We start from the raw sequence: 23,611 nt of genomic DNA, 5'->3' as shown, positions 1-23,611 counted from the left end.
AAGATATGCTAGGAATTTTAATAACGCTGCTTATAGCTTTTGTATTGGCTATAATCTTTGGGCATTATCTTTATAAAATTGCAAGTGGTAAAAAAACGATTTTTGATTTTATTTTTAATCCTATTGATAATTTAATTTACAAAATTTGTGCAATTGATAGAAAAAATATGACTTGGCAAAAATATTCTTTGCATTTAATCGCTTTTAATGCTTTGGTGGCTCTTTTTTCTTTTATGCTTTTTTATTTGCAAGATAAGCTTTTTTTAAATCCTAATTTTATCGATTCTGTAAAAGGGGACTTAAATTTAAATATCGCAATTAGCTTTATTACAAATACAAATTTGCAGCATTATAGTGGAGAAAGTGCTTTGAGTTTGCTTTCGCAAAATACGGGCATTTTGCTTGCTATGTTTGTTTCAAGTGCGAGTGGATATTCTGCTTGTATGGCTTTTTGTCGTGCTTTATGTGGTATGCGTATGGGAAATTTTTATGAAGATTTTACGCGTATTATTACGCGTTTGATGTTGCCTTTAAGTTTTATTTTGGCTGTGATTTTTGTTTCTCAAGGTGTGGTGCAAAATTATCATGCGAATTTTAGTGTGCTTACTTTGGAAAATAAATTTCAAAGTATTGCCACAGGTCCTGTTGCAGCTCTTGAGTCTATCAAACACTTAGGGACAAATGGGGGCGGTTTTTTTGGAGCTAATTCGAGTATGCCCTTTGAAAATCCTACTTCGCTTACAAATCTTTTACAAATTTTATCAATGATGCTTATTCCTAGTGCTTGTGTTGTAGCTTTTGGATTGATGATTTATCATAAAAAAGAAAGACAGGGTTTTACTCTTATGGGAAAAGAAGGGGGAGTTATTTTTGGTGCAATGAGTATTATTTTTATTCTTTCTTTACTTTTAATTTATTTTGCTGAAAAAATGTCAAATCCAAATTTGAATTCTTTGGGTCTAAATGCAAATTTGGGGAATTTGGAAGGAAAAGAAATAAGATTTGGCACAGATGGTTCAAGTTTGTTTAGTGCTGTAACTACTGCTTTTACCACAGGAAGCGTAAATAATATGCACGATAGTTTAAACCCTTTAAGTATGAGTGTAACCTTGCTAAATATGATGTTAAATGTAGTTTTTGGTGGCGAGGGGGTAGGACTTATGAATATGATGATTTATGTGCTTTTAAGTGTTTTTATTTGTGCGTTGATGATAGGCAGAACTCCTGAATTTTTAGGCAAAAAAATAGAAAGCACACAAATGAAGCTTATAGCTTTAGTTATTCTTATCCATCCTTTGCTAATTCTTGTTTTTAGTGCGTTAGCCGTCGTTTTTGCAAAAGATAGCATAAGCAATCCTAGCTTTCATGGTTTGGCTCAAATTTTGTATGAATTTAGCTCTTCAGCTGCAAATAATGGCTCAGGGCTTGAAGGTTTAAAAGATGATAGTTTATTTTGGAATTTAAGCACAGCTTTTGTTATGTTTTGTGGGCGTTATTGGGTTTTAATAGCTCAACTTGCCATTGCTGGTTCGCTTCTGGCTAAAAACACTCAAGAAAACACTGCAAATTCATTAAAAACCGATAACCTAACCTTTATGTTTGTGCTTGTTTGTATTATTTATATTTTTTCCGCACTTACTTTTTTTCCTGTGCTTACTTTGTCAGGCATTGCGGAGTATTTATCTTTATGGCATTTAAGGAGAGTCAATGTCTAAAAAACAAAATAAACTCATTACAAAAGAAATTTTACATAATGCCATAAAAGGAGCATTTTTAAAATTTGACCCACGCTTTATGGTAAAAAATCCTATTATGTTTATGGTGGAGATTGGGTTTATTCTTACTTTGATTTTAAGTATTTTTCCTACTTTGTTTAATGGGAATTCTGATGAAAGAATTTACAATGTTTTAATCACTTTTATTTTATTTATAACCTTGCTTTTTGCAAATTTTGCAGAAAGTATTGCAGAAGGGAGAGGTAAAGCCCAAGCAGCTACCTTAAGACAAAGCAAAAAAGACTCTAAGGCTAGACGCATAAAAAGCGATGGCAGTGAAGAAATGCTTAACTCTAGCGAGTTAAAAATAGGCGATATAGTTTTAGTTAAAGCAGGAGAGCTTATACCTAATGATGGAGAAATTATAGAAGGTGCTGCAAGTGTTGATGAGTCGGCTATTACAGGCGAGAGCGCTCCTGTTTTGCGTGAAGCAGGTGGTGATTTTTCTTCGGTTACGGGTGGGACTATGGTTTTAACTGATTTTTTAAAAATTAAAATTTTAGTTGGAGCTGGAGAAAGTTTTTTGGATAAAATGATTAAGCTTGTAGAAGGTGCTGCACGTCAAAAAACCCCAAATGAAATCGCTTTAAATACTCTTTTGATTGTTCTTAGTTTGAGTTTTTTAGTAGTAGTTGTAAGCTTATGTCCTTTTATGCAGTTTTTAGGGGTAAATTTGCCTATTTCTTGGTTGGTAGCCTTGCTTGTATGTCTCATTCCTACAACCATAGGAGGGCTTTTATCAGCTATAGGAATAGCAGGTATGGATAGGGTTACACGTTTTAATGTTATTGCACTTTCAGGTAAGGCTGTTGAAAGTTGTGGTGATGTGGATACTATGATTTTAGATAAAACAGGAACAATTACTTTTGGGAATCGTTTAGCAAGTGAATTTTATGAAATTCAAAATACCAGCAAGGAAGAAATGATACAAGCTTGTGTTTTGTCTTCTTTAAAAGATGAAACTCCAGAGGGTAAAAGCATAGTTGCATTGGCTCAAAAAATGGGTTATAAACTAGAAGATAATAATATTAAAGAATTTATCGAATTTAGCGCTCAAAATAGAATGAGCGGTGTGGATTTGCAAGATGATACAAAAATTCGCAAAGGTGCTTTTGATGCTATAAGAGCCTATGTAAGTAAAATGAATGGAAAAATTCCTAGTGATTTGGAAGCTAAAGTGATGGAAATTTCAAATCTTGGTGGCACTCCTTTAGTAGTATGTAAAAATGAAAAAATTTTAGGAGTGATTTATCTAAAAGACACGATAAAACCGGGTCTTAAAGAACGCTTTGATGAGCTTAGAAAAATGGGCATAAAAACCCTAATGTGCACTGGGGATAATCCTTTAACAGCGGCCACTATAGCCAAAGAAGCAGGTCTTGATGGTTTTATAGCAGAATGCAAACCTGAAGATAAAATAGAAGCGATTAAAAAAGAACAGGCTCAAGGCAAGATAGTGGCTATGACAGGAGATGGGACCAATGATGCTCCCGCACTTGCACAAGCTGATGTGGGTATAGCTATGAATTCAGGCACTCAAGCAGCCAAAGAAGCGGCGAATATGATAGACCTTGATTCTAATCCTACTAAAATTTTGGAAGTAGTTGAGATAGGAAAAGGTTTGCTCATCACTAGAGGTAGTCTTACAACTTTTAGTATGGCAAATGATATAGCTAAATATTTTGCTATTTTACCTGCTATGTTTAGTGTGGTTTTGCCCCAAATGCAAATTTTAAATATTATGCATTTAGCTACCCCGCAAAGTGCTATTTTATCGGCACTTATTTTTAATGCTATTATCATACCTTTGCTTATACCTATTGCTATGCGTGGAGTGAAATTTAAGCCTATGAAAAGCGAACATTTGCTTTTAAGAAATTTGAGCATTTATGGTTTAGGTGGTATGATAGCACCTTTTATAGGGATAAAAATAATTGATATTCCTACAGCTTGGATACTTGGAATTTTAGGAGTGTGATATGCTTAGAACTTTGCTTAGTTTTTTTGTGGTAATGTTGATATTGTGTGCTCTTGTTTATCCTTTTGCTTTAAATACGTTTGCAAAATTTATTTTTCCTTATCAATCAAGTGGAAGTTTAGTGGATAAAGAAGGTCATGTAACTTTAGATATAAGTAAAGCAGTAGGTTCAAAGCTTTTGGGGCAGGAATTTACTAAGCCTTATTTTTTACATTCTAGAATTTCTGCTGTAAATTATAACACAAGCGAAATAAATCAAAGCAGTGTAAGCTCAGGTGGATTTAATTATGCTATGTCAAATCCTGCTCTAAAAGAACGCATACAAAAAGATTTGCAAAAATTTTTAGATGAAAATTCCCAAATTTCAAAAGAGCAAATCCCTTTGGATTTATTAAGTGCTTCAGGGTCAGGTCTTGACCCTCATATCAGTCTTCAAGCAGCTCTAGTGCAAATTCCTAGAATAACCCAATACTCAAAACTCAGCAAAGAAGAATTAGAAAAAATCATCCAAGAAAATACCGAGTCTAAATTTTTAGGGATTTTTGGGGAAGAAAAAGTTAATGTTTTAGCCGTTAATATAGCCATTGCTAAAGTCATAAACAAAGAATAAAAATGCAAAAACAAAGCCCTGAGCAAATTCTTAAAAAATTTGAAGTTAAAGCCAAAGAAGAAGAAAAAAACAAACTTGCAAAATTAAAAATTTTCTTAGGTTATGCTGCAGGTTCTGGAAAAACTTATGCTATGTTAAGTGAAGCTAAGACTTTAAGAGATAATGGTATTGATGTTGTTTTAGGCTATATAGAACCTCACGATAGAGCCGAAACGATGGCTTTAACACGAGGTTTTGAAAGTATAGCTAATCTTGAAATTCCTTATAAAAATATAATTTTAAAAGAATTTGATTTAGATACTACCCTTAAGAGAAAACCCGCTTTGGTTTTAGTGGATGAACTTGCACACACTAATGCTAAAGGCTTACGTAATGAAAAGCGTTTTCAGGATATAGAAGAGCTTTTAAAAGCAGGAATTGATGTTTATACTACTTTAAATATACAACATTTAGAAAGTTTAAATGATTTAGTAGCAAATATCAGCAAAATAGAAGTTAAAGAGCGTATTCCTGATCGTATTTTTGATGAGGCTGACCAAGTTGAACTTGTTGATATTGAGCCTAGTAAGCTTTTAAAAAGAATGCAAGAAGGCAAAATTTACAAAGAAAAACAAGCTAAACTCGCACTTGAAAATTTCTTCCGCCAAGAAAGACTTATAGCTTTGCGTGAGATTGCCTTAAGAAGACTTGCTTCAAGGGTGAATTTAAGAGCAAGCGAACAAAGGCTTATTAATGATGATTTAGCTTATCATACTGGAGAGCATATTTTAGTTTGTATTAATGCTTCAAATGCAAAGGTTATTCGTGCGGCCGCAAGACTTGCTTTAGCTTTTCATGCTAAATTAAGCGCACTTTATATAAAAAATCCTAATGCTGAAGAAGAAAAAACCTTAGAAGAAAATATAGAGTTAGCTAAAAGTTTTAATGCTGAAATCATTAGCGTTTATGATGATGATATGGCAAGACAAATTGCAGAATATTCCAGTATTAGCAATGTTTCTAAGATTGTTTTGGGCAAAAATAAAGACAAAAAGAAATTTAAAGAAGAAATTTTTGAAGCTGTTGCCAAAAAAGCACCTAATATTGATTTGTATCTTGTAAATGAAAATCAAATTTCCACTCCAAAAATACGCAGTAAAAAAGGTTTTGACTTTTTAGGTTTTTTAAAAATCACAGGGGTTTTGTTTCTGGCAACTTTTATAGCTTTTGTATTTCATAAATTTAATACTCAGTCAAGTAATATAGTGATGATTTTTATTTTGGCGGTTTTTGCTTCTTCTTTCATTTCTGATAATAAATTTTTTGCCTTTTATTCTTCTTTGGTAAGTGTTTTGATTTATAATTTTTTCTTTTTAGAACCTATTTTTAGTCTTAAGATTCACGATAGTGGAAACATTATTACTTTTACAACTATGTTTATAGTGGGATTTTTAACGGCTGTTTTTACAAGGAGATTAAAATTACAATCCAAAGAACTCACTAAAAGAGCTTATAGGACTGCGATTTTACTTGAAAATAGTGAAAAATTAGCAAGAGTAAAAAGCAAACAAGAGCTTTGGGAACAACTTGGAAATCAGGCTTTAAAATTGCTTAATTTACCTATTATTATTTATCCCATGAATAAAAATAATATTTTATCCAAGCCCTTATTATTTTTTAATGACGATAAGCAAATGTTAAAAAATTGCTTTAGTGCTGATGAGATTGCCATTGCTCAATGGGTTGCAACAAACAAAGAAAGAGCTGGTGTTTGCACCAACACTCTGCCTAACGCTAATGCTATGTATTTGCCTATAGAAGATGGAGAAAAAACTAAGGGAGTTATAGGTATAGTTTTGAAAGAAAAACGCCCCTTGCAAGACTTTCAGTATGAAATTTTAAGTGCCTTACTTAATGAAGCGGGAGTGAGAACAAGGGATATATTTTTATTATAAATCCCTTAATTTATTAATTTCATCTCTAATTGCAGCCGCTTTTTCAAATTCTAGTGCTTTAGCTGCTTTGAGCATTTGTTTTTTCAGTTCTTTGACAAGTTTTGCTCTTTCACTTGCTGGCATTTTTTCTAGCTTTTTGCCTTTGCGATAAATTTCGCCTAAATCTTCTTCATTTTTTAAACTTTCTTCTAAATGGCGTTTGACTGAACTTGGAGTGATATTGTGTTTTTTATTATAAGCCATTTGAAGTTTGCGGCGTTCATTGGTGGTATCCATAGCTTCTTGCATGGATTTTGTGATTTTTTTGCAAAAAAGCAAAACCTTACCATTGACATTTCTAGCTGCTCTACCCATAGTTTGGATTAAACTTGTAGTGCTTCTTAGAAAACCTTCCTTATCTGCATCCATAATGGCAATGAGTGAAACTTCAGGCAAGTCAAGTCCTTCTCTAAGCAGATTGATGCCTATTAGCATATGAAAATTCCCACTTCTTAAGCCACGAATAATTTCATTGCGTTCGATAGCATCAATATCAGAGTGCATATATTTGACTTTTATGCCAAGCTCTAAATAATACCTTGTAAGCTCTTCGGCTAATTTTTTAGTCAGCACTGTTACTAGCACTCTTTCATTCCTAGCTATGACTTTTTTGGCTTCATCAAATAAAATTTCAACCTGATTGTCGCTGTCTTTTAGCTCTATTACAGGGTCTAAAAGCCCCGTAGGACGCATAATTTGATGAAAAATATTTTCCTTACTTAGTTCAAGTTCAAGCGGTGCGGGAGTGGCTGAAACAAAGAGAAATTGGCAATTTTTATGGATAAACTCATCAAACATTAAAGGACGATTATCCAAGGCTGAAGGCAGACGAAAACCATAATCGACTAAGGTTTGCTTACGACTCCTATCGCCTGCAAACATCCCGCGAAATTGGGGTAAGGACACATGGCTTTCATCGACTATAACTAGGAATTTTCTATCTTTAATAGCAAAATAATCAAAAAGCGTGTAGGGTGTATCGCCTGCTTTTAGCCCTGTTAAATGCCTAGCATAGTTTTCCACTCCCTTGCACATCCCTGTGCTTGTAAGCATTTCAAGGTCAAATTCCACTCTTTGTTTAAGCCTTTGATATTCTACAAGCTTATTTTCAAGCTCAAATTCCGCTAAGCGTTCATTCAGCTCTATTTTGATGTCTTTGATGGCTTGTTTTAAGCGTTCTTCACCTACGCTAAATTGGCTTGTAGGATAGAGTATGAAGCGTTTTAAATCCTTAGTTTTTTTATTTTCCAAAACATTATAATGATACATCGCTTCAAGTTCATCGCCAAAAAATTCAAGCCTAATCACTTCATCTTCATAATAAGCAGGATAAATATCAATACTATCTCCTTGCACGCGAAAATCAGCCCTATCAAAAAAATTATCATTTCTTTTATAGCCCATATCTACAAGTTTTTTCAAAAGTTCTTTTTGTGAAATTTGCATACCCAGCTCAAAGATTAAGACCATACCTATATATTCATTAGGATTTCCAAGCCCATAATTTGCCGATACACTAGCGATACACACCACATCTTCATAGCTTAAAAGCGAAGCTGTGGCACTTAATCTTAAGCGTTCTAAGTCTTCATTAGTAGAGCTGTCCTTTTCTATAAAAACATCAGTGCGTGGGATATAGGCTTCAGGCTGATAATAATCATAATAAGAGATAAAATACTCTACGCGATTTTTCGCAAAAAAGCCCTTAAATTCGCTATAAAGCTGCGCACAAAGGCTTTTGTTGTGGCTCATAATGAGAGTGGGGATATTTAATTCTTTAATGATATTTGCCATAGTGAAGGTTTTTCCACTTCCTGTAACGCCTAGTAGGGTTTGGTATTTGTTGCCTTTTTTTATGCTTTTTACTATGCCTTGTATGGCGTTTTGTTGGTCAGGGCTGGGTGTGAATTCGCTTGTGAGTTCTAACATTTTTCTACTTTGAATGAATTTGTAAAAAATTTTAAAAAAAATGCCTTAATTGTAAATTAATTCTAGATGAAAAATCTAAATTTAAATTTTTTCTGCTACAATGCGAAGGATATTTTCTAAATTAAATTTAAATTCCAAAAGGGCAAAAATATGTTTGATGAAAAAATAATCAATACTATGACAGATAAAGTAAATGAGCTTATTGAAAAATACAACGAAGTTTGCGAAGCGAATGAAGCTTTAAGAAATGAGCTTGTAAGTGTAAAAGCACAAAATGAAGCCAAAAGTAATCAAATTATGCGTTTAGAAGAAGAACTTAAATCTCGCAATATAGAAAGCGAAGATATTTATAAGAAAATAGAGGCTGTTCTTGGCAGATAATCTAAAACAAGTCATTGTTAATGTCAATGCAAAGGATTTTATTGTCAAGTGCAGTGAAGAATTTGCAAATTTTTTGGAAGATGACATCGCTTTAATCTCAGGTGGCACGAAAAAAATTGAGCTTAAACGCTTTGTCGATGCCTTTGTGAAAAAAAGTTATCAAAACTACATTTTAGAAAGAGAGCTTAAAAAACTAATCAAAGCTATCAATGAAGAACTCCCGACAAAATGAATAAAGCTTTCACCCTGCTTGAGCTTGTTTTTGTGATACTCATTTTAGGAATTTTATCCAGCCTAGCCCTATCTTTTACAAATATCCGAAAAGACGAAGTTCAAATGTTGAAATTAAAAATGGATTATGAGTTGCTAAATTCCGCTCTTGCTTTAATGCGAACTCAAATGAAGCTTAAAAATTTAAATTTCGTTGAAATTTTAGATAAGGCAAAAAATAATCAAGCCAAAGAAAAGCTTTTTTACTGCACGGATTGTGCTTATTCTTTGCTTGATACGCCTATTTATTCTGATTTTAAAGCTTGGATGAAAATCGCTAAAAATCATTATAGTTTTAGCCTAAATGCAAAAGAGAAAATCGAATTTATTTATGATTCTAAAGAAGGCTTGCTAAAATGCTTAGGAATGAGATGCAAAGATTTGAATTAAGATACTATGAGCTTGCAATTTGTGGCTTGTATTTGGATAATTTAATCTTTCATAGCTTTGATGAAATCAAACCTTTGACCCAAGTTCGGGTGGATTTAAAAGCTAAAAAAAACCTTAAAGCCATCGTGCTTAAAGAATGTCAAAAACCTGATTTTCAAACCACGCAAATCAAAGAAATTACACAATATTTTCTAAGTCCTTTGCAATTTGAATTAGCCCATTTTATCGCTTATTATTATGCTTCAAAACTTGGCTTTGTTTTAGGTTTTTTTGAAACAAGCCTTTATTATGAGTGTGAGAAAATTATCCTAAAAGATTTTCCTAAATTAAGCGTTGGGCAAGAAAAGGCTTTTGATTTTCTTAAAAAAGAAAACAATGCCTTGCTTTTTGCCGATACGGGCAGTGGTAAAACTGAAATTTACATTTCTTTGATTAAAGAATGTTTAGAGCAGGGAAAACAAGCCTTGCTTTTAATGCCAGAAATCGCACTCACTCCACAAATGCAAAAGCGTTTGGAAGTGTATTTTAAAGACAATTTTTTCCTTTGGCATTCTAAAATTTCTAAGAAAAAAAAGCAGCATTGCTTAGAGAAATTTAATGAAGGCAAGGTGCTTTTAATCGCAGGGGCTAGGTCGGCTTTGTTTTTGCCTTTTAGGAATTTAGGGCTTATTGTGGTTGATGAAGAACACGATAATTCCTATAAAGCTTCCAATCAGCCTTTATTTAACGCAAGAGATTTGGCTCTTTTTTTAGGGCAAAAAGCAGGGATTAAAGTGGTTTTAGGCTCTGCTACTCCTTCTTTGACGAGCTTTTATAGGCAAAAAAGCTTTAGACTTAAGGGAACTTTTTTTGAAAGCAAAAAACATTTTTTATACGATGAAAATGAGCTTAGTATCACGCCTATGCTTTTAGACGAATTAAAAAAGAGTTTGGCTAGACAAAAACAAGCCATTATTTTTTTGCCTACAAGGGCGAATTTTAGGCAAATTCTTTGCAAGGATTGTGGCAAAAGCATACAATGCCCCTTTTGCTCCATAGCTATGAGTATGCATAAAAAGAAAAATATTTTAAAATGCCATTATTGTAATTATACTTCTTTGATAGAGCAAAATTGCCCAAGTTGCAAGGGTGCAATGCTAGAAGCTAGAAAAATGGGAACAGCCGAGCTTTTAGAGCTTTTACAAATTGCCCTGCCACAAGCAAAAATAGCTAAATTTGATAGCGATAGCGTTACAAGTGTTAAAAAACTCAATACCCTTTTGAAAGATTTTAATGAAAATAAAATCGACATACTCATAGGAACTTCTATGTTGGCTAAGGGGCATGATTATCATAGCGTGGATTTAAGCGTGATTTTAGGGCTTGATGAGTATTTGTTTCGTCCTCATTTTAGAGCCAGTGAAGAGACTTTGGCACTAGCTATGCAAGTAGCGGGTAGAGCAGGGCGTAAGGGCGAAGCTAGAGTGCTTTTGCAGACTAAAAACAGAGCCTTTTTTGAAAAATATATAGAAGATTATGATGCGTTTTTAAAAGATGAATTAGAAAACAGAAAAGAGCTTTATCCACCTTTTAAGCGTCTTTTAAGGGTTCTTATAGAAGATAAAGAGCAACAAAAGGCTAGGAAGCTTTGCGAAAATTTAGCCAAAGCCTTAGGAAGCTTAAAGCAAATAGAACTTATAGGATATGGAGCTTGTGGGGTTGAAATGCTAAATGGAAAATACCGCTTTTATTTGCTTTTTCGAAGTGAAAATTACAAGGCTTTAATAAGGGTTGAAAACTATATTTTGCAGTTTAAAAACGCTAACTGCGATATTGACCCCATTGATTTTATGTGAAAGCTATCATTTTCAAATCATTTTTTCAAATTCGGCGTAGTATTTCCAAGAAGCTACTATATCGGGGCGATGTTGTTTTAAAAGGGCAAATTCATCTTGAAAAATTTTAAAAAATTCAGGGATTAGGGATTTATTTTTTGCAAAATACGCTAAGACATCTTCTTCTTTTATCATTTTTATTTCTGTTTCATCTATGGTTTTTTTAATTTCACACAAAAAATCATATAAATAAGCCTTAATGCTTGCGAACAAAGGCTCATTTTGTTTTAGTTTTTCAAAATCATTTTTGCAGACATACACGCCCATATCATCACTTAAATCATTTTGGATAATTTCTTCTATGAAGTTGATTTTTTCAGGGTCTAGGTATTTTCTATCTAGGATAATAGGAATGCTATCTATTGGGTCGATATTAGGATTTTTTGGGTTATTGGGGTGCTTAAGATGAAAGATATTGTGAGTATCCTTAGAATTGGCATAAAGCGTGATGGGAAAAAGATAGCGTATATAGCCTCTAAATTCCTTGATTTTAAACAAATCTAAACTTTCTTTAGGGGGGGGGTAAGGCTAAATTTCTTAGAGAGTGAATTCATAGTGTTTAAGGCTTTTTGGGGCTTAATTTCTTCCATATCAACATAAGATATATTATTTTCGTTAAAGCGTTTAAGCAAGTAAGCGATGATAAAACCGCTATTTGCAAGCTCATTTTTGTCGATTTTAAGCTCCTTGCTTTGATGGGTTAAAAAGCGTATGTAATGCCGCCAATCATAAGTTAGATTAAACTCAGGGGGATAGTCTCTTAAAACCTTACTCCAATCCCTACCCCAAGAATGCCTTAAAATTCCTATGGGGTCGCGAACCCCGCAGATAATTTTGGAGTTAAAATCAAGCAAGGCTAAAAATTTATCAAAATCAGGCAGGTTAATTTCGGCTATATTGATAGCGTATTGTGGATTAGCATTGTTGATTAAGCACGAATGATGAATGCAGTATCTTTCCTTAGAATCAGCAGGCAATATCCACGAAGGGATACATTTGACATTGCAGCATTGATTAAGGTATCTTAAAAACGCCGCCGCTCCCACTCCGTGCGGGGAGATGTAGATGAATTTATAATGCTTAGGCAAGGGCAAATTTAAATCCCAAGCCAACTCAGCACAATGCCTACTTGCATCTATTTCTATAAATTCTGGGTTTATTAAGGGTGGATAAGCTAATTTTTCATATTTTTGCTTAAATTCATTAGAGTCAAGCCAAGTGCAAATAAGCTCAATATTTTCTAAAACAAAATTAAAAAAATTTTCATTGTTAGAATGAGAAAGTGCATTAAGAAGAATTTTAGCTTGAATAGGATTTAACTTGTTTTTGATATAAAGTAAAAGATTTTGCATTTTTTTCCTTAAAAATTTGAAAAATTAAGCTTAATATTACCCAAAATAAACTTTAGCTAAAGCAATAAAAAGTTAAAATTTAAAATTAAATTTCAAAAGAGTAAGGTTATGGAATATAAAAGATTTAAAACCAAGCAGGTTAAGGTAGGCGATGTTTTAATAGGCGGAGATGCTCCCATTTCGGTTCAGTCTATGCTTTTTAGCAAGACAAGGGATGTTGAAGCTTCTTTAGAGCAGCTAAGAAGGCTTTATTTTGCAGGGGCTGATATAGTCCGCCTTGCCTGTCTTGATATGGCAGATGCAAGGGCTTTGAAAGAGATTAAGGCTCAAAGTCCCCTGCCTTTAATCGTAGATATTCATTTTAATCATAATTTAGCCGTTTTTTGTGCTGAATTTATCGATGGAGTGCGTATTAATCCCGGAAATATAGGCTCTAAAGAAAATATAAAAGAAGTCGTTCGTGCGTGTAAAGAACGCAATATCCCCATACGCATAGGCATTAATCACGGCTCCATAGAAAAACAATTTAGCGATAAATTTGGCTATGGCGTGGATGCTATGCTTGAAAGTGCGAAGTATAATATCAAGCTTTTGGAAGATTTGGACTTTTTTGATATTAAAATTTCTATGAAAACTTCAGACACTCAAAAGACCATAGAAGCCTATGAGAGACTAAGACCCCTTTGTGCTTATCCTTTTCATTTGGGTGTAACAGAAGCGGGGACGAAATTTCATAGCACTATTAAAAGCTCCATTGCCTTAGGGAAGCTATTGCTTAAGGGCATAGGCGATACCTTGCGTGTGTCTATGACGGGCGAACTTGAAGAAGAAATTCGTGTGGCTAAAGCGATTTTGCAAGATAGTGGGGTGCAAAAAAGCGGGGTAAATATCATATCGTGTCCAACTTGTGGCAGAATTCAAAGCGATTTAATCAAGGCTATAAAAATCGTAGAAGAAAAAACCAAGCATATCAAAGAGCCTTTAAATATCAGTGTAATGGGTTGTGTTGTCAATGCTTTGGGCGAAGCTAAGGGAGCTGATGTAGCCATAGCCTTTGGAAAAAATCAAGGCTTAGTGATAAGACAGGGTGAAGTGGTGGCTAAACTCAAAGAAGATGAGCTTGTGGATAGATTTTTAGCTGAGATTGAAGATGAGCTTAAGAGTAGGGCTGTAAAAGAATAAAAGCCAAAAAGCAAGGTATCGCCTTGCTTTTTAAACGGCGTTTTAAAACGGCCATATCGCTTCTATAACCTTACTTCCCCAAGGTTTTCTAGTGCTTCTATCGACTTCGCCTTCGGTTTTATAAAGAATTTTCGCATCGGCTATGTATTTACTATCTATGGTATTATCCTGACCGATGTCATAAGGACGAATGACACCGCTTAATTGTATGATTTGTTTTTCGCCATTGATTAAAAGCTCTCTTGAACCTTCGATAAAATAATTCCCATTGGATAAAATTTTAATCACACGGGTTGAAATAGTCGTGCTAAAACTCTCATTCCTGCTTTGAGAACCTGTTCCTGTGTAGCTATTTGTGCTATTAGTTTGAAAGCCTATGTTAGAGTAGGCATTGACCTTATTGATAGCACTGCCTACAATCCCAGCTCCACCCGTTAAACTTCCTCCACCTAAGTTAGAAGTGTTGGTTCTATTTGTAGCCTTGTTTGCCTGAGTGCTTTGTGTGGTGCTTTCTTGTATCACAACCGTAACCAAATCATTGACATTCATCGCTTTTTTATCTGAAAATAAAGGATTGTCCCCTTTGCCAAAAAGAGAGCCCGGAGCACTTTCTATATTGTTGCTTTGTTTAGGAGCAAGTTCTTCTACATAAGCAGGGGGTTTCATAGAAATTTGCGGATCAACCGTAGCCGAACAACCAAAAAAAGCTAAGGGTAGCGTATAGAGTAAAAATTTTTTCATTTTCGTCCTTTAAAAATGTGAATTTTTTCGTTTTTTTGTTAAAATTATGTAAAAGCAAAGAGTGTTCCACTTTTTAAAATTAAGGAGAAAATAATGGCAAATCTTTATTTGATAAAGTCTAGGAGTGATGAGTTAAATACCCTAGTTAGCACAAAATTGCTCGAAAATTATAGTAGAATTTACAAAAATATGGCGATTTATGTCCCTGTGATTTATGTGCATCGTATCCCTATTTTACAAGAATGGCTTGAGAATTTTCACATCAAGCAAAATTTAAAAAATGCCTATGGTTTTACTTTTAAAGAAGCTATGGATGAATTTAGTGCCGACCCGCATAATTTTTTTAATACCATTTTAGAAGAATACGAAGAATTAAAACTCAAATACGATTTTGTGTTGGTAAGTAGCTTTTGTGAATTTGGCATACTCGATGGCTTTGATTTGAGTATAAAATTAGCCAAAAATCTCAACACCCCCATAGCAGCTATTATCAATGAAAAAGACAGGCTTTTAGCACAAAAATATTTCAATGAAGCCTTAGCGGGTAGGAATTATGCTATGATTGATGAGAATTTTGATTTTGAAAAATTAAATAAGCTTGAGCCTTATGATTTTACAACTTCTCATCGTTTTAAATATGAGTTGATTAAAAAAAGCGTAAAAAATAAAAAAGTCGTTGTTTTGCCTGAAAGTGATGATGAGAGAATTCTAAAGGCGGCTGAGCTTTTGCTAAAGAGCAATGTAGTCGAGCTTATTTTGCTAGGAGATGAAAAAGAAATCAAAAAAAACACAGACAAGTTAGGCATTAATCTTGCTACCATTAAAATCATCAATCCCCTAAATTCTCAGTATAATGAAGAATTTACCCATATGCTTTATGAAGCAAGAAAGTCTAAGGGAATGAGCCTTGAAGAAGCACAGAATTTAGTTAAAGATAGAAGCTATTTTGGCACCTTGCTTGTGCATAGTGGCAAGGCTGATGCTATGGTAAGTGGGGCATCAACGACCACAGCCCAAACGATTCGACCTGCTTTACAGCTTATCAAAACCAAAGAAGGCATTAGCTCAGTTTCTGGAATTTTCTTTATGGGGCTTGAAGATAGGGTTTTAGCCTTTGCTGATTGTGCTGTAAATCCAAGTCCAAGTCCCGAGCAGCTTGCTACTAGTGCTTATGTGAGTGCTATGACGGCTAAATCTTTTGGGCTAGAGCCTAAAATAGCCTTGCTTTCTTACTCAAGCGGGGATAGTGGCAAGGGAGAAAGTGTGGAGCTTGTAAAAGAAGCATTGAAAATCGCTAAAGAAAAATACCCTGAGCTAAATATAGATGGTCCTATGCAATTTGACTGTGCTTATGATGCTAAAACCGCAGCTAAAAAAATGCCAAATTCTAAAATAGCAGGTCAGGCAAATGTCTATATCTTCCCTGATTTAAATGCGGCAAATATTTGCTATAAAGCCGTTCAAAGAACCGCTAATGCCTTAGCGATTGGTCCTATTTTGCAAGGACTTAAAAAGCCTGTAAATGATTTAAGTCGCGGCTGCTTAGTAGAAGATATAGTCGATACCGTGATTTTAAGCGCTATACAAGCACAATAGAAAGGAAAAATAATGAAAATTTTAGTTTTAAATTCAGGCTCTTCCTCGATTAAATTTAAATTTTTTGACGATAAAATCGTTAAAGCTAGTGGTTTGGTAGAAAAAATTGGAGAGCAAAATTCAAAAGTGAGTTTAAAAAATGTCTTAAATAACGAAAATTTTGAAAGAGAATTAGCCATAAAAGACCACGAGCAAGGATTAAAGCTTGTAAGTGAGCTTTTTAAAGAATCAGGAATTTTAGCGGATTTAAATGCTCTTGATGGTTGCGGGCATCGCATTGTGCATGGGGGAGCGAAGTTAAAAGAGCATTGCTTAGTAAGTGATGCCGTGCTTGAAGAGCTTGAAAGGGTGAGTGTTTTTGCACCCTTGCATAATCCTGCTCATTTAATGGGGATTAAAACTATGCTAAAAGCCGCTCCAAGCGTTAGCAATGCTGTGATTTTTGATACGGCTTTTCACGGCACTATGCCTGATTTTGCTTATATGTATGCTTTGCCTTATGAATTTTATGAGAAGCATAGTATAAGAAAATACGGCTTTCACGGCACTTCTCATTCTTATGTTAGTTCTAGGGCGGCTCTTTTGCTAGGTAAAAAAGATATAAGCTGTATTTCAGCCCATCTTGGAAATGGAGCTAGTGTTTGTGCTATTAAGCAAGGGCAGAGCGTAGATACTTCTATGGGCTTTACTCCGCTTGAGGGTTTGATTATGGGGACTCGTTGTGGGGATTTAGACCCTGCTATTTTGCCCTACATAGAACGGCTTAAAAATTTAAATAGCGATGAAATAGATAGTTTGCTGAATAAAAAAAGCGGAGTGTATGGAATTTGCGGCTTTAATGATTTTAGAGATATAGCAAAACAGATAGAGCAGGGCAATGATAAGGCGCGTTTGGCTCTTGATATGTTTTGTTACCGCTTGGTTAAATACATAGGGGCTTATTTTGCGGTGCTACCAAAGACGGATGCTCTTATTTTTACAGGGGGTATAGGCGAAAATGATACTTTGGTGCGTAGAAAGGTTTGTGAGAATTTGGCACATTTGGGTATGGAGCTTGATTTTGAGCTTAATGAGCAAAGAAGCTCAAAAGAAAGAATGATAAATCATACTCATTCTAAGGTTAAGATACTCATCATTCCCACAGATGAAGAATTACAAATCGCTAGGATTACTGGGGAGCTTATCAGCAAAAATTAAACAAGGCTACATACTCGCCTTGTTTTTCGTTTAATACTTTAAAGGTGCTGAGTATATAAGCAAAACTCTCATCATCTAAGCCATAAAGTTCTTTTACTAGCAAATCATTTTTTGCCCTTAGAGTGTCATAGGCTTTTTTGGTTTTTGGAATTTCTTCATTTTGTATGTTAAATTCTTGTTTTAGCTCATCAAAATAATGGTTTTTGTCATTAAAAAGTTGCAAAAGCAGGGCATTTCTAGCTAGGCTTTTGTAATTTTCATTATTTTTTAGTTCTTCATCGCTTGGTTGAGGCAGAGGAATTCTTTCTAGGTAAGTTTTATTTACATTGATTTGCACCATATTTCTTATGATAAAATCCACTACTAAAGAATTAAACAAAGCTAAGATAAATAAAACCCTCTTCATAGGCACTATAGCTATACAAATTTTATTATCTTTTAAAATATATTGTTTTGGAATATGAGAATAAACACTATTTCCACATCCGCAATTTTTTGGCAACAAAGAAGCTATTAGGGTTCTTTCATCTGCATCTCTTGCAATAGCCCTATAAGCAAGTCTAAAAAATTCTCTATCGTATTTTATGAATTTAGGATTTAACTTTTTATTTGTAGCTTTTTTGGCTCTTGAAAGTTCTTTGCTTTTTAAACGCTCATCTAATTTAGCCCTGTCTAAAAAATAAGTCGCTTGGCTAAAATTTGCGTTAAATTGATGTATCATCTTTCCTTCATATAAGGGCAAAAGCCCTTCTTTAAATTCTTCTATAAACAAACCTTTATCGGTAGTCATATTTAATTCTTGTCTAAAATCTATATAATCAAAAGACAAGTTTTGAAAAGTTTGATAGCATTTTCTTAGAATTTTTAAGGCTTGTTTGTCTTTTAGTTCCATTAAGGCTAGGTGGGTTGGGCTTAGTTTTTTTATATCTTTTAAGCTTAGGTATAAAATTTCATCTTTATTTTCAAGAGAATTTGTGTTTGTTTTATAAAACATAGTTTTGATTTTATGTTTTAACGGGGGGGGGGTATTGCTTATGAGCATAAGAGCAAATTTATATCTAAAATAAACATCACTAAATATGGTTTCTCTGTTTTCAAAACTATAAAAATACTCTAAAGTTTTATTTTCTAAGATTTCTTTGCGTAAGTTTAAGCTTCCATCTTCAAACATCAAAGCACTTGGAATTACATAGGCTAAATTCCCGCCTTGTTTTAAAAGAGTAAGGTTTCTTTCTACAAAAAGACGAAATAAATTAATATCTTTTGTTAAAGAATTAGACATAAATGTATTTTTATAATAAACATTAATTACATCTACATACGCTTTTTGTTTTTCGTAATTTTGTCTTATATAGTCTTTAGCTAGTAAGTTATTTTGAATTTCTTTTTTCTTGCTAGCGATTAAACTTCTATAATCGCTTTTGTATTGTGGGAAAAAATCACTATCGCTAAATTCTGACTTATCCCAAGGTGGATTGCCTATGATGAGGTCAAAACCCTGTAATTTTTGATTTTCTGTGATTTGGGGAAATTCTAACTCGTAGTTAAAAAAGCTAAATTCTTTTTGGTATTTGCTAATTATTTTTTTTGCTTGTTCATTCTGGCTTAAATTTTGTAATTCATCTTGGCTTAAGGCTTTTAAAATTTGCCCCTCTTCTTCGTTAGCAAAATGAAGCGTGTTGATGTAGTTTAAATATAAATTTAACTTATCAAGCTTGGGTGTGATTTCATTTTGATAAATTTGTTTGGATTGTTTAATTTCTGTTTCATTTATATCTTTTAACTTATCAAGCTTTTCAAACACTTCTTGTAAAATTTTAAATTCTTCGCTTATGGAAGCTGTGAAAAGATTGTAAGAATTTTGTTTGATTAAGCTTTTAAAATCTTCAAGGCTAGAATTTATCAAAGCATTACCACACTTTATGTGATGTTCTATGAAGGAAAGTGGAGTGCCAAAAATAAAACTATCTATCCAAAGGCTCAGTTTGGTAAGCTCGACACTAAAAGGATTTAAATCCACTCCATAAATAATGCGTTTAAGCAAAAGTCGTTTTAAAATATCACTCTCATCTATTTCATAATCTTGCACAAAATCTTTTATGTGGCTTAGTATATGCTCTTTTTCTTGTTCATAAAGCTTTTTTAAATTGCTAAATTTATCAAAATCACTTAAAACTATGTGTGTGATAGCGTTTAAAGCACCCACTAAAAAATGCCCACTGCCACAAGCATTGTCTAGTATTTTGAAATTTAAAATATTTTCATTGTTTAGCTTGTCTTTTAAAGCACTTTGTATCAAGAAATTCGCAAGGGATTTTGGCGTATAAAAACTAGCACTTGTTTTTCTGGAATTACTGCTATTTTTAAGGTAAATTTGCCCTTTTTTATAAAAGCTATATTTTTCTATCTTTTTTGATTTTTCTAAGATTTTAAAATCATAATTATCAAAATAACACTCTATTTCTTTGGATTTTTCTTTATAACTTACATAATAAATATCTTCATAAGCTAACTCAAAAAAATAAGAGAGTAAGCCTTCATAAATAGTGCCTAAATGTTCTACGCTTAAGGTTTTATAATCTCTTTTAAATTTAAAGAGTGTATTATTTTCTTCAAAATTTAAAAGCTGGTTTAAAATATGTTTTAAGTCCTTATCGCTAAAGATTTTTGGGGTGCTTAAAAGTATGGTTTTACTCTCATCAAATAAGCCACCATTAAAAACAGGCATATCAAAATTTCCCTTGCCTTTGTTGTAAATATGAAAAATATTTTCAAGCTCTCCAAAACCACCGCTTAAGCTTTCATCATCTTGTAAATTTTCAAGTAAGGTTCTAAGGCTGATTTTGCTTTTGAAATATTTATGCTTTTCTAGGATAAGTTCAAATTTATCTTCAAAATACGCTATAAATAAAAGTCTAAATACAAAATACAAAGAATTTTCATAAATGAGTTTTAAATCCGCTCCTGTTTTATCATAAATTCTAGAGCCTATAAATTCAAACAAAGATTCTTTTCCATTAGTTCCATAGATAATGGATTTTAAATCGTCTTCTATTTTGATTTTGGAAAGTTTGTTGTTAGCTAAGGCTGTTTGCAAATGATTTTCTTCTTTGAAATTAAAAGCAGCAAATACACTATAAAAATACGCAAAAGCCTTGTCATTTTGGTCTTTGATGATTTGTTCTAAATTGATTTCATAAAAAACTTTGTTCGAATTTAGCGTAGAATTATCATAAAAACGCCAAAATCTCCCATTGGTTAAAAAACCATAGTCTTTTTTAAGATTGCTTAAATATCTTAGAATTTGAAAGTGGGGATTGTCTTTTACTTTTTTATTGTCTATCTCTACATCGTAGGCTTTTGATTCTAAGATGATGGCAAATTCATTGTTGGATTTTTTCGTTTCTTTGTCTAAATTTTCGTATTTTGCTTTTAATTTTTCATTGCTAAAGAGCAAAAAATCAGGTTTTTCCAATTTTCCTTGTATGATTTTTTCATCTTGTCTTACAAAGTACCACCCTAAAATTTCTAATACTTTTGATATAAATTCATCTTCAAATTGATGTTCGTTTTGTTTTTTAAATTTTTCTTCGTCATAAATTTTGGTAATTTGGTTTAAAATATCCTTAAAAATTTCCTGCTTGGCTTTGAAATCATAAATAAGAGGAAAGTCAATTTCTAAAGAATAACTTGTGAAAAGATTGTTGTTAAGGTATTTTTTAAGTTCTGGACAATAAGTCATATTTTTACTTTCTTTGATAAAATGCTTGAAATTATAGCAAAATAATTTTATGGGCGAAGAAATTTACGGGCGAAGTTTAGTTGAAATTAAAAATTTTTTAGCTAAAATCCCTGCTAAAAAACAAAGCGTAAATTATGGAAAAATTTAAAGAATTTAGTCTTAATTTTTTATTCAAAGTATCAAACCAACCCGTGCTTGTTAAGGATTTATTGGAAGCGAATGCACTTTTTAATGATGGTATGTTGGTTGACCCTTCTAAGCTTAATTTTAACTTTAAAAATGTGAATTTTTATATTTATTTTGGAATATTTTGCGGGGTGGTTTTATTGCCTTTGCTTTTCATTACGCATTATTTTTTGACAAGACTTGATTTTCATATCAGCGTGTTAAGTGCGGTGATGGTTACAGCTTGTGTTTTTATAGGCTATGATATTTTTAAAGTTTATGCTAGGAAAATCATCTCTAAAAAATTAATACAAAAGGCTTGGGCTTTGCATTTTCCTTATTTTGCTTATGAAAAATACTCTGTGATGGCGGGTGAATTTTATAAACAAGCCTTAAAAGAAGAAATTCCAAAAGCTAATTTAGAGCAGTATGTTTTAGATAAAATCATTCATTCTAAATAATCCAAAATTTGATTTTGAAAACGCATATTTTCTAGCCTTCTTTTCAAGTCTTTATTTTCTTCGTTTAAAACATTTTCTTCTGTTCTTAGCGTGGCAATTTCTCTACTAAGATAATAAATTTGGTTTCTAATGTAAATTTGCGGAGCAAACAAAAACAAGGCAAAGCTAACAAGCAAAGCTGCAAAAAGAAGATGGTTGAAATTTAAATTTCTATCTTCTTTTGTCGCATTAGAAAAGCCCTCTAATAATACATTTTTTTCTTTTTGAGCGTCTTCATTGTTTTGCTGCTTTTGGACTTGAACGGGTGGTTTTGGAAGTTCTTGTTTGTTTTCTTGTTTTATTTTTTTTTGTAAATTTTCCAAACTTTGTTTGACATCAGGCTGGTTTTTAGGCTCAGGTTTTTTTTCTATTTTTTTCTCTGTGCTTTGGACTTGCTGTGCTTTGGACTTTTGAGTCTGATTTGATGGTTTTGTAGGCTTTTCTTCTTGGGCTTGAATGGGAATTTGATTGTTTTGAATTTGGGCTTTGTTTGGCGTATTTTTTGCTTCGTTTGATTTTTTCCTTGCAAAGCTAAAAATTTTTCTAGTTTTTTTATGGCTTTCTTTTTTTTTCTCTTTGCTTTTGGTTTTCATTTTAGAGAAAATTTTTTTAGCAAGGGATTGTTTTTCTTCTAATTTAACATTGATTAAGTCTTCTTTTAAATATATATTGGATTGTTTAGTGCTTTTTGGCTCATATTCTCCATCTAATTCTTCTAAGAAAGCAGTCTTTTTTTTAAAACGGCGTCTTAAAATATCATCGCTAGAAAAATCCTCTTTTAAATCCTTATCCAGTGGCTTACCCTGACTCACCGCACGGGAAAATTTTAGCATTTTTTGCCGTATATTTTGGCGTTCTTTTAAAAATTCATCTTCTAGCATTCATTATCCAATATTTTTAAAATAAAAAGCACGCATTTTAGCACAACTTGAACGGGAATTCTTCAAAAGCTCTTCTTTGCTTGGCACTATGGCTTTCTTGCTAAGAATTTCGCCTAGACTATGGTTGTTGCCACACTCACAGCGTAAAGCTCTATCATCACAAATACAATTTTTTGCCCATTTTTTGAAAAAAGTTTTTACTATCCTATCCTCCAAAGAATGAAAACTAATAATCGCTAAAATACAAGCTCTTGGTTTTAAAATTTCTAAATTCTTAAGAAAATCTTTTAAGGCTTGAAGTTCTTGATTGATTTCTATTCTAATGGCTTGAAATGCTAGAGTTGCTTTAGATATTTTTCTATTATTATGTTTTGTTTTTCCTATAATCTGGCAAAGTTCTTTGGCACTTTTAATGGGAGTTTTGTTTCTTGCAAGGCAAATTTTTTCAGCGATAAAATTGGCATCGTGCAACTGTGCGTATTCTTTAAAAATAAAAGCTAATTGCTCTTTTGAATAGTTATTAACCAAATCATAAGCTGACATTTTGGAATTTTGGTCCATTCTCATATCTAAAAAATTAGAATTTAAGCTAAAGCCTCGCTCATCTTTATCAAGCTGAAACGAAGAAACTCCAATATCAGCTAAAATTCCCCTTAAATTTTCTTTATGTGAAATTTTTTCTAAAATTTCACTAAAATTGCTTTGTATAAAGCTTATTCTATCCTTAAAACATTCAAGGCGTTTTTTGGAAAATTCTAAGGCTTGGCGGTCTTGGTCGCAAGCGATTAATTTAATATGCGGATGATTTTTAAGTAAAGCTTCACTATGCCCTCCAAAGCCTAAGGTGCAATCTAAAAAATAACCCGTGCTGAGATTTTTAAAAAGCTCTTCAACTTCATTAAGCAAAACTGGGATATGAGGAATTTCCAAAACGCTAATCCTATAAAAATTTATTGATAAGGTGTAATTATAACTCAATTTCATTGCAAAATCATAAATTTAAAGAACAAAGATTTTTTAGTAAAAATTTGATAATTAAACTACACTTAAACACTTCTAGGCTACAATACGCATT

The 23,611-nt window shown here is 32.9% G+C and carries 17 protein-coding genes and 1 pseudogene; 12 read left to right on the top strand and 6 right to left on the bottom strand.

Features of this window, described 5'->3' with window-relative positions; genetic code table 11:
- The first annotated feature begins 5 nt into the window (after positions 1-5).
- From kdpA to ACLL8X_RS01970, 4 genes are read left to right on the top strand one after another with little or no spacing between them, the layout of a single operon-like run.
- Entirely contained in the window at positions 6-1,715 is a 1,710-nt protein-coding gene (kdpA, locus tag ACLL8X_RS01985) for a potassium-transporting ATPase subunit KdpA (protein WP_411989283.1), read from the top strand.
- Entirely contained in the window at positions 1,708-3,753 is a 2,046-nt protein-coding gene (gene kdpB / locus ACLL8X_RS01980) for a potassium-transporting ATPase subunit KdpB (RefSeq protein ID WP_411989282.1), read from the top strand. Before kdpA ends, kdpB begins: the two co-directional genes overlap by 8 nt.
- Position 3,754: 1 nt before the next feature.
- Complete coding sequence (gene kdpC / locus ACLL8X_RS01975; RefSeq protein ID WP_411989281.1) at positions 3,755-4,363, top strand: potassium-transporting ATPase subunit KdpC; 609 nt, start codon at positions 3,755-3,757, stop codon at positions 4,361-4,363.
- 2 nt (positions 4,364-4,365) lie between these two features.
- On the top strand, positions 4,366-6,297 hold the full coding sequence (locus tag ACLL8X_RS01970) for a sensor histidine kinase (RefSeq protein WP_411989280.1): 1,932 nt from the start codon (positions 4,366-4,368) through the stop codon (positions 6,295-6,297).
- On the opposite strand, the gene uvrB is transcribed toward ACLL8X_RS01970, so the two are convergent.
- Positions 6,292-8,265 (bottom strand): excinuclease ABC subunit UvrB, encoded by a 1,974-nt coding sequence (uvrB, locus tag ACLL8X_RS01965; RefSeq protein WP_411989279.1) that lies wholly within the window; start codon positions 8,263-8,265, stop codon positions 6,292-6,294. The genes ACLL8X_RS01970 and uvrB overlap by 6 nt on opposite strands.
- A 150-nt stretch (positions 8,266-8,415) precedes the next feature.
- On the opposite strand from uvrB, the gene ACLL8X_RS01960 reads away from it, so the two are divergent.
- The 4 genes from ACLL8X_RS01960 to ACLL8X_RS01945 are packed head-to-tail and all read left to right on the top strand — an operon-like array spanning position 8,416 to position 11,141.
- Complete coding sequence (locus tag ACLL8X_RS01960) at positions 8,416-8,646, top strand: hypothetical protein (RefSeq protein ID WP_002852327.1); 231 nt, start codon at positions 8,416-8,418, stop codon at positions 8,644-8,646.
- Entirely contained in the window at positions 8,636-8,878 is a 243-nt protein-coding gene (locus ACLL8X_RS01955; RefSeq protein WP_411989278.1) for a hypothetical protein, read from the top strand. The genes ACLL8X_RS01960 and ACLL8X_RS01955 overlap by 11 nt, the downstream gene beginning before the upstream one ends.
- Positions 8,875-9,306: a type II secretion system protein gene (locus tag ACLL8X_RS01950; protein ID WP_411989277.1), complete on the top strand. Its 432-nt coding sequence runs from the start codon at positions 8,875-8,877 to the stop codon at positions 9,304-9,306. The genes ACLL8X_RS01955 and ACLL8X_RS01950 overlap by 4 nt, the downstream gene beginning before the upstream one ends.
- Positions 9,288-11,141, top strand: coding sequence for a primosomal protein N' (locus ACLL8X_RS01945; RefSeq protein ID WP_411989276.1), 1,854 nt, complete (start codon positions 9,288-9,290; stop codon positions 11,139-11,141). The genes ACLL8X_RS01950 and ACLL8X_RS01945 overlap by 19 nt, the downstream gene beginning before the upstream one ends.
- 12 nt (positions 11,142-11,153) lie before the next feature.
- On the opposite strand, the pseudogene ACLL8X_RS01940 reads toward ACLL8X_RS01945, so the two are convergent.
- Positions 11,154-12,532, bottom strand: a pseudogene (locus tag ACLL8X_RS01940) (DUF2972 domain-containing protein).
- A 108-nt stretch (positions 12,533-12,640) separates the two neighbouring features.
- Here ACLL8X_RS01940 and ispG point away from each other — a divergent pair.
- On the top strand, positions 12,641-13,714 hold the full coding sequence (gene ispG, locus ACLL8X_RS01935) for a flavodoxin-dependent (E)-4-hydroxy-3-methylbut-2-enyl-diphosphate synthase (protein WP_411989275.1): 1,074 nt from the start codon (positions 12,641-12,643) through the stop codon (positions 13,712-13,714).
- Between the two features lie 42 nt (positions 13,715-13,756).
- On the opposite strand, the gene flgH is transcribed toward ispG, so the two are convergent.
- On the bottom strand, positions 13,757-14,455 hold the full coding sequence (gene flgH, locus ACLL8X_RS01930) for a flagellar basal body L-ring protein FlgH (protein WP_411989274.1): 699 nt from the start codon (positions 14,453-14,455) through the stop codon (positions 13,757-13,759).
- A 90-nt stretch (positions 14,456-14,545) separates the two neighbouring features.
- Here flgH and pta point away from each other — a divergent pair, with 90 nt between their 5' ends.
- The gene (gene pta / locus ACLL8X_RS01925; RefSeq protein WP_411989505.1) at positions 14,546-16,051 is read left to right on the top strand and encodes a phosphate acetyltransferase; all 1,506 of its coding nucleotides are present in this window, start codon (positions 14,546-14,548) and stop codon (positions 16,049-16,051) included.
- 12 nt (positions 16,052-16,063) lie between these two features.
- Positions 16,064-17,248: an acetate kinase gene (locus tag ACLL8X_RS01920; RefSeq protein ID WP_411989273.1), complete on the top strand. Its 1,185-nt coding sequence runs from the start codon at positions 16,064-16,066 to the stop codon at positions 17,246-17,248.
- Here ACLL8X_RS01920 and ACLL8X_RS01915 read toward each other — a convergent pair.
- Positions 17,235-20,990: an Eco57I restriction-modification methylase domain-containing protein gene (locus ACLL8X_RS01915; RefSeq protein WP_411989272.1), complete on the bottom strand. Its 3,756-nt coding sequence runs from the start codon at positions 20,988-20,990 to the stop codon at positions 17,235-17,237. The two genes, ACLL8X_RS01920 and ACLL8X_RS01915, sit on opposite strands and share 14 nt — an antisense overlap.
- A 134-nt stretch (positions 20,991-21,124) precedes the next feature.
- On the opposite strand from ACLL8X_RS01915, the gene ACLL8X_RS01910 reads away from it, so the two are divergent.
- Positions 21,125-21,616, top strand: a complete 492-nt coding sequence (locus ACLL8X_RS01910; protein WP_411989271.1) for a hypothetical protein — start codon at positions 21,125-21,127, stop codon at positions 21,614-21,616.
- Here the strand turns inward: ACLL8X_RS01910 and ACLL8X_RS01905 are convergent.
- Together ACLL8X_RS01905 and rsmH are read right to left on the bottom strand one after the other, a co-directional pair.
- Positions 21,604-22,536 carry a hypothetical protein gene (locus ACLL8X_RS01905; RefSeq protein ID WP_411989270.1) on the bottom strand — a complete coding sequence of 311 codons (933 nt, stop codon included), beginning with the start codon at positions 22,534-22,536 and terminating at the stop codon, positions 21,604-21,606. The genes ACLL8X_RS01910 and ACLL8X_RS01905 overlap by 13 nt on opposite strands.
- Before the next feature lie 3 nt (positions 22,537-22,539).
- On the bottom strand, positions 22,540-23,520 hold the full coding sequence (gene rsmH / locus ACLL8X_RS01900) for a 16S rRNA (cytosine(1402)-N(4))-methyltransferase RsmH (protein WP_411989269.1): 981 nt from the start codon (positions 23,518-23,520) through the stop codon (positions 22,540-22,542).
- Positions 23,521-23,611: the final 91 nt, after the last annotated feature.

The sequence above is a fragment of the Campylobacter parajejuni genome, from assembly GCF_046764905.1.
Taxonomy (GTDB): domain Bacteria; phylum Campylobacterota; class Campylobacteria; order Campylobacterales; family Campylobacteraceae; genus Campylobacter_D.
Note: the sequence above shows the minus strand (reverse complement) of the source record. Positions and strands in the feature narration are given on the sequence as shown.

Bases quoted from the DNA above. Each gene is read 5' to 3' on its own strand.
- ACLL8X_RS01970 (WP_411989280.1), top strand. From the start codon at position 4,366: ATGCAAAAACAAAGCCCTGAGCAAATTCTTAAAAAATTTGAAGTTAAA.
- ACLL8X_RS01910 (WP_411989271.1), top strand. From the start codon at position 21,125: ATGGAAAAATTTAAAGAATTTAGTCTTAATTTTTTATTCAAAGTATCA.
- ACLL8X_RS01915 (WP_411989272.1), bottom strand. From the start codon at position 20,990: ATGACTTATTGTCCAGAACTTAAAAAATACCTTAACAACAATCTTTTC.
- ACLL8X_RS01920 (WP_411989273.1), top strand. From the start codon at position 16,064: ATGAAAATTTTAGTTTTAAATTCAGGCTCTTCCTCGATTAAATTTAAA.
- ACLL8X_RS01905 (WP_411989270.1), bottom strand. From the start codon at position 22,536: ATGCTAGAAGATGAATTTTTAAAAGAACGCCAAAATATACGGCAAAAA.
- kdpC (WP_411989281.1), top strand. From the start codon at position 3,755: ATGCTTAGAACTTTGCTTAGTTTTTTTGTGGTAATGTTGATATTGTGT.
- ACLL8X_RS01945 (WP_411989276.1), top strand. From the start codon at position 9,288: ATGCAAAGATTTGAATTAAGATACTATGAGCTTGCAATTTGTGGCTTG.
- kdpB (WP_411989282.1), top strand. From the start codon at position 1,708: ATGTCTAAAAAACAAAATAAACTCATTACAAAAGAAATTTTACATAAT.
- uvrB (WP_411989279.1), bottom strand. From the start codon at position 8,265: ATGTTAGAACTCACAAGCGAATTCACACCCAGCCCTGACCAACAAAAC.
- ACLL8X_RS01960 (WP_002852327.1), top strand. From the start codon at position 8,416: ATGTTTGATGAAAAAATAATCAATACTATGACAGATAAAGTAAATGAG.
- flgH (WP_411989274.1), bottom strand. From the start codon at position 14,455: ATGAAAAAATTTTTACTCTATACGCTACCCTTAGCTTTTTTTGGTTGT.
- kdpA (WP_411989283.1), top strand. From the start codon at position 6: ATGCTAGGAATTTTAATAACGCTGCTTATAGCTTTTGTATTGGCTATA.
- rsmH (WP_411989269.1), bottom strand. From the start codon at position 23,520: ATGAAATTGAGTTATAATTACACCTTATCAATAAATTTTTATAGGATT.
- ispG (WP_411989275.1), top strand. From the start codon at position 12,641: ATGGAATATAAAAGATTTAAAACCAAGCAGGTTAAGGTAGGCGATGTT.
- ACLL8X_RS01950 (WP_411989277.1), top strand. From the start codon at position 8,875: ATGAATAAAGCTTTCACCCTGCTTGAGCTTGTTTTTGTGATACTCATT.